7 protein-coding genes are annotated in these 5886 nt (G+C 63.5%); 2 read left to right on the forward strand and 5 right to left on the reverse strand.

The window, feature by feature from the left end:
• Nucleotides 1-246 precede the first annotated feature (246 nt).
• The 3 genes from EN984_RS19670 to EN984_RS39510 all read right to left on the reverse strand — a co-directional run bounded on the left by EN984_RS19670 (nt 247) and on the right by EN984_RS39510 (nt 2455).
• Nucleotides 247-603 carry a hypothetical protein gene (locus tag EN984_RS19670; protein WP_127269289.1) on the reverse strand — a complete coding sequence of 119 codons (357 nt, stop codon included), beginning with the start codon at nt 601-603 and terminating at the stop codon, nt 247-249.
• 251 nt (nt 604-854) lie between these two features.
• Nucleotides 855-1301: a YcgN family cysteine cluster protein gene (locus EN984_RS19675; RefSeq protein ID WP_127269028.1), complete on the reverse strand. Its 447-nt coding sequence runs from the start codon at nt 1299-1301 to the stop codon at nt 855-857.
• A gap of 122 nt (nt 1302-1423) precedes the next feature.
• On the reverse strand, nt 1424-2455 hold the full coding sequence (locus EN984_RS39510; RefSeq protein ID WP_245466891.1) for a hypothetical protein: 1032 nt from the start codon (nt 2453-2455) through the stop codon (nt 1424-1426).
• On the opposite strand from EN984_RS39510, the gene EN984_RS39515 reads away from it, so the two are divergent.
• Nucleotides 2450-3637, forward strand: coding sequence for an OmpA family protein (locus EN984_RS39515; protein ID WP_127328061.1), 1188 nt, complete (start codon nt 2450-2452; stop codon nt 3635-3637). The two genes, EN984_RS39510 and EN984_RS39515, sit on opposite strands and share 6 nt — an antisense overlap.
• A gap of 305 nt (nt 3638-3942) precedes the next feature.
• A complete protein-coding gene (locus EN984_RS19685; protein WP_127269030.1) occupies nt 3943-4458 on the forward strand; it encodes a TIGR00645 family protein in 516 nt (171 codons plus the stop codon).
• 122 nt (nt 4459-4580) lie between these two features.
• Here the strand turns inward: EN984_RS19685 and EN984_RS19690 are convergent, their stop codons facing one another.
• Both EN984_RS19690 and EN984_RS19695 read right to left on the reverse strand, forming a co-directional pair.
• A complete protein-coding gene (locus EN984_RS19690; RefSeq protein WP_127269031.1) occupies nt 4581-5447 on the reverse strand; it encodes an NAD(P)-dependent oxidoreductase in 867 nt (288 codons plus the stop codon).
• 110 nt (nt 5448-5557) lie between these two features.
• Nucleotides 5558-5886, reverse strand: a 329-nt coding sequence (locus EN984_RS19695) for a LuxR C-terminal-related transcriptional regulator (protein WP_164765538.1), incomplete at its 5' end; no start/stop codon positions are given.

Below are 5886 nucleotides of genomic sequence, written 5' to 3' on the forward strand. Positions count from 1 at the left end.
GTGCAGGTCACCGTCACCTTCGAACTGAAATAAGCGGCTCTGACGATCCGTGGCTGAGCCTGGCCACGGCAATCATCAACCAATGGCGTGCATGAAAAACCCGCGGGATTGCTCCCGCGGGTTTTTTCGAGCCACACCCTTCAAACGGAAAAGGGCTCGGCTAGTCCAGACCAATCTTCGCAGAAGATCGCGTCTCCCGGCTGATCTTCGCAGAAGATCAGCCTCTAGGGTCCGCCAAACCCAAGCTTAGCGATAGATGACCGGGCAGCCGCGCTCATTGGCGAACACGACGACGACGCGGTCGCCATCCTGGCGGCCCGCCACTTTCACCGTACGACGGCTGACGTCGACGATCCGGACGCGGTGGAGGCCCATGCGTTCGGCCTTGTCGAGGGCGCGGTCCGGCGAGCAGCCACGGCGCCAGTTGCCACGGCGCTCGTCACGGCGATGGCGATAACCGTCGTCACCGGTATAGACGCCAAAACGCGGGTCGTTGTTGTTGCCGAAGCCGAGATAGAGGCTGTCGGCGTGAGCAGGAACGGCCGCCAGCGTGCCGAGACCGACCAGGGCCGAAAGGGCTGCCGTCTTGATCGTGTTGAACATCGTCTTCTCTCCTTTTTGCGGGCCTTCGCCCCTTGTGAACCGATGAGGGGAGAATGCGCTTGCCTGTCTGAACTCTTTACGAACCTGCCGTTCATCTCCGGTTCATATGGCGGGAAAAGGAAAGTTCCCGCCATTCGCCATCGTCCCCAGCCCTCGGTGAAGGCCAGAACGCCTGACTCGGCGCCCGGTTCCGACCCCGCGGATTGGCCGAATGTCTTCAAACGCGAGGCTCTTGCTCACCGCCGCTGGTCCTACGGCTCCTCGTCCAGTACATAGTCAAAATAGTCTTCCGGCTCGGCAAGATCGGTTTCGCTCGCCTTGACCCGGCCGCGCATCGAGATGCCGGCTTCATGCACGGTCTCGGCGCTGCCCGACACCAGCCGGTGCCACCAGTAGAGGTCGCAGCCCTCGGCCACCAGCCGATAGGCGCAGGTGCTGGGCAGCCAGCTGATGGTTCGCACATTCTGTGGCGTCAGCCCGACGCAGTCGGGAACGCGCGCCAGCCGGTTGACGTAGTCCGAACAGCGGCAGGTCTCGGCATCGAACAGCCGACAGCCGACGCTGGTCCAGTATATCTCGCCGGTGTCCTCGTCCTCAAGCTTCGAAAGGCAGCATTTACCGCAGCCGTCGCACAGCGATTCCCACTCGGCCGGGCTCATCGCCTCCAGCGCCTTGGTTTTCCAGAATGGCGTTTCCATTTCCGGGATGTGGCCCCAGCCGCGGGCAAGGTCAAGCGCGGCAATGGTCGCAATTGCGGCTATCGCCAGGTGAATGACATGAAGTTGCCTTCAAAAGGTCGGTCAATCGCCCCGTACGGCCTCTATCCGTGCCAGACTGGAACCAATCGGCACAAGATCGGTTTCGGCAAGGATGGGACCCCACAAGGAGAATTTCGATGAAACGCCAACCACGGATTCTGGCAGGCACGGCACTCGGCCTGCTTATGGCATCCGCGCCGTTGGGCGCGTTCCCGCTTCAGGGAAGTGTCGCGTCCGGCCTTGCCCAGCGCACGGCAGCCCCATTCATCCTGGCGCAAGCAGCATGCGCCGAAGGCGAAGCCTGCGCACAACAGCAGCAGGCGGAACCCGAACAGAAGCGCGAGCGCAAGAAGGCCGAGCCTGAACAGCAGGCCGCGCCTGCCCAGAGCGAACAGCCCGCCGAGGAGCAGCAGCCACGCCGGAAGAAGCGCGACCAGCAGCAGCAGGCTGAGCAGGCGCCGGCCGAACAGGCCGCTCCGGCCGAGGAACAGCAGCCGCGCAGGAAGAAGCGCGACCAGCAGCAGCAAACCGAGCAGGCGCCGGCCGAACAGGCCGCGCCAGCCGAGGAACAGCAGCCGCGCAGGAAAAAGCGCGACCAGCAGCAGCAAACCGAACAGGCGCCGGCCGAACAGGCAGCGCCAGCCGAGGAACAGCAGCCGCGCAGGAAAAAGCGCGACCAGCAGCAGCAGACCGAGCAGGCGCCGGCCGAACAGGCAGCGCCAGCCGAGGAACAGCAGCCGCGCAGGAAGAAGCGCGACCAGCAGCAGCAAACCGAGCAGGCTCCGGCCAACCAGGCGGAACCGGCCAACGACAATCAGCCCGGCGAGCAGGCCAAGCCGCGCAAGAAGAACAGGCAGGACCAGCAGGCCCAACCTGAAGTCGCCCCGGCACCGAAAGAGGCTCCCGCTGGAGAGGCGACGGTCCCTGCCGGCGAACAGCCCGCGGCCCAGGGCGAGCAGCCCCAGGACACGACGAAGAAGCGTGTCAGGAAACCTGTTGGCGAGCAGCCGGCCACAGCCGAACAGCCAGCCACCGGCGAACAACCGGCCAATGGTCAGACGGCAGCACCGGCACAGGGCGAAAACCCGGTGCAAGGCGAAGCACCGGCCGATCCAAACGCCGCTCCCATCCTGGACAGCCAGAAGGACGCCGAGCGCAGGGGCGGCCGCAAGCAGGGCGACAAGATCGTCCCCCAGGATGGCGAGCAGCAGAATGGCGGGCAAAATGCCCAGCAAGGTGGCGATCAGGGCCGCAAGCCGGTGGCTGCTCCCATCGACCAAGGTCCGCCGCCCACCGACGACAGGGCCGCACAACAGGAGATCAAGCCCGAGAAGATCGCGCCGGTGACCGAGGAAAAGGGCACGCGCGTAGAGCGTGCGCCCGATGAGAACGTCCGTGACCGCCGGCGTCCGAAAGGCGTCGACGTCGTCAGGGAGCTCGGCGACCGCGTCATCCTGCAGTTCAACAACCAGACATTCGTCGAGAGCAATGACGCCCCGCGCATGACCCGCGGCGCCAGGAACGTCTATTATGAGGATCTCTCGGGCGACCGCACCCGGGAAATCGTCGAGCGCGACAACGGTGTCCAGATCGTCACCATCCGCAACCGCTATGGCGACGTCATCCAGCGTTCGCGCATTGCGCCGGATGGACGCGAATATGTGCTGAGCTATGTCGACGAGCGGCACTATCAGGATGAGAGCGACTGGCGCGATCCAGGCGATGACCTGCCGCCGATGCGGCTGACAATCCCGCGCGAGGAGTACATTCTGGACTCCGAGGATGTCGAAGATCCGGACGACTACTACACCTTCCTCGAACAGCCACCGGTGGAGAAGGTCCAGCGCCTCTACTCGATCGACGAGGTCAAACGTTCGGCCCGCGTGCGCGACATCGCACGGCGCGTCGATCTCGACACGCTCAACTTCGAATTCGGCTCGGCCTCGATCTCCGACACCGAGGTGCAGAAGCTCGAGGGCGTCGCCACCGCCATGGAGAAGCTGTTGAAAAAGAACCCGGCCGAGACCTTCCTGATCGAAGGTCATACCGACGCGGTCGGCACACCGGAGGCTAACCTGGCCCTTTCCGATCGCCGCGCGGAATCAGTGGCGGAAGCGCTCACCAACGCCTTCGGCATCCCGCCGGAAAACCTGACGACGCAGGGCTATGGCGAGGAGTATCTGAAGGTCAACACGTCGGCGCCGAACCGCGAGAACCGGCGCGTCGGCATTCGCCGCATCACCTCGCTGGTGGCACCGGTCGCCAGCAACAATTAGGTCATGATTTCAAAACCATGACCCGGTTTGTGGAATCGGCACGAGAAGCACCCATCCCCGGCACCGCCGGGGATGGGTGGATGTGACGGGTTCAACAAGAATTGTACGGGCATTAGACACGGCTCATTGAATCGCGAGCCCAGCCACCCCAGATTCGGTGCTGGGCGTTCCCTGCCCCGTCCCGACTCCAGCGGGACGCATTGAACCCCGCCGGACCTTGTTCGGCGGGGTTTTTTGTCTTGCAAACGGTGGCGGCGTGGCCGAATACGACCATTGTCTGAGAGATAACCAGCCGGAATCATCCCATGAAGCGTCTCGAACTCGCCATCGAATCGATCATTCTCGCTTCACGCTGGTTGCTCGTCGTTTTCTATATCGGCCTGGCCCTGGCATTGGCCGTCTATGCGCTGTCATTCGGCAAGAAGCTTTATGAGTTCATTACCCTGGCGTTCACGCTCGGTGACACCGACACCATCCTCAAGATGCTCGGCCTGATCGATGCCGCACTGGTTGCCTCGCTGGTGGTGATGGTCATCATCTCGGGCTACGAGAACTTCGTCAGCCGCTTCGACGACCAGGAGGGTGGCGTGCACTGGCTGGGCACCATCGATGTCGGCTCGCTGAAGGTCAAGGTTGCCTCGACCATCGTCGCCATCTCGTCCATCCACCTTTTGCAGGTGTTTTTGAACTCGTCGACCTACACGACCGACCAGCTGATGTGGCTGACCATCATCCATCTCGCCTTCGTCGTCTCGGCCCTCATGCTCGCCTATATCGACCGGCTGATGGGCCTCGGCAAAGGCAAGAAGGATGAGGCGTAAGCAAGCGCCTGCCGGACCTTGAATCACTCCGGCAGGTTGGCGCCCTATCGCTTTGTGAGCAAGGCTTTGCCGTGGCTCAGCCACGGCGGATGGCTTAGCTCGACGCTCACAATGACGCGGATCTAGTAGATGCTCTTGATCTTGCTGTCCGTGCGGGCAAACACCTCGTCAGGGACAAAGAAATCTCCGGCCAGAGGCCCGGTCGCACCTGGCGCATAGGCTGAAAAGTCGCTGACGCCCTCGGCGCGCAGCACCTCCTCGTCGATGTAGAAATTACCTGTTGTCTCGCGCGCCGGCCGCATGAAGATGGCATGCGCGGCGTCGGCCATGATGTCGGGCAAACGGCTCATCGCCGCCACCGTCGCGCCGCCGAGCAGATTGCGCACCGCCGCCGTGTCGATGGTCGAGATCGGCCACAGTGAATTGACAGCGATGCCGTCCTTGGCGAACTCCGCACTCATGCCCAGCGTGCACATCGACATGCCGAACTTGGCCATCGTGTAGGCGACGTGATTCCTGAACCACTTGGCCTTCATGTCGAGCGGCGGCGCCAGATTCAGGATGTGAGCATTTTGCGCCAACTTCAGGTGAGGAATGCACATTTTCGAGACCAGGAAGGTACCGCGCGTGTTGATCTGATGCATCAGATCGTAGCGCTTCATGTCGGTCTCCAGCGTGCCGGTGAGTTGGATGGCGCTGGCATTGTTGACGCAGATGTCGATGCCGCCGAATTTTTCCACGGTCCTGGCGACCGCCTCGGCCACCTGCGCCTCCTCGCGGATGTCGCACAAAACAGGCAGCGCCTTGCCGCCAGCCTGCTCGATCTCTTCGGCAGCGCTATAAATCGTGCCCGGCAGCTTCGGATGCGGTTCGGCGGTCTTGGCCGCGATCGTCACATTGGCGCCGTCGCGCGCCGCGCGCAGCGCGATCGCCAGCCCGATGCCGCGCGACCCACCGGAGATGAACAGCGTCTTTCCCTTGAGCGACATTTCCTTGCGCCTCCCTTGCAACACAACAGGCGCAAACCTTTGCGCGGCGGGCGACCGCAGCGCAAGACCCGACACGCTGGACACCGCGTTACGCAGCGTAGGGTTTATGACTAGACCAGCACCAACCCTTGGCGCATCGCAATGGCAATCGCATCGGTGCGGTTGGCCGCACCGAGCTTGATCAGGATTGCGGCGACGTGGAACTTCGCGGTGTGCACCGAAATGTTCAGCCGCCGCGCAATCACCTTGTTTGGGGCGCCCTCGGCCAGCAGCGCCAACACTTCCGCCTCACGCGGCGACAGCGAAGGCCGGGCGGCATGCTCGTCGGAGGCCTCCTCCTCGAACGGCTCGCCATCGCCGGCACGGAAATCCTCATGGCGTCCGCTTCCGCGCTCGCCCGAGACGCGATAGCCGGCCGCGGCCAGCCGCGCCGCCGCGG

Source organism: Mesorhizobium sp. M7A.F.Ca.CA.004.12.1.1 (assembly GCF_003997835.1).
In the GTDB taxonomy this organism is placed as follows: domain Bacteria; phylum Pseudomonadota; class Alphaproteobacteria; order Rhizobiales; family Rhizobiaceae; genus Mesorhizobium.

Coding starts and splice junctions, on each gene's coding strand:
- EN984_RS19675 (WP_127269028.1), bottom strand. CDS start 1,301: ATGGAAACGCCATTCTGGAAAACCAAGGCGCTGGAGGCGATGAGCCCG.
- EN984_RS19670 (WP_127269289.1), bottom strand. CDS start 603: ATGTTCAACACGATCAAGACGGCAGCCCTTTCGGCCCTGGTCGGTCTC.
- EN984_RS19685 (WP_127269030.1), top strand. CDS start 3,943: ATGAAGCGTCTCGAACTCGCCATCGAATCGATCATTCTCGCTTCACGC.
- EN984_RS19690 (WP_127269031.1), bottom strand. CDS start 5,447: ATGTCGCTCAAGGGAAAGACGCTGTTCATCTCCGGTGGGTCGCGCGGC.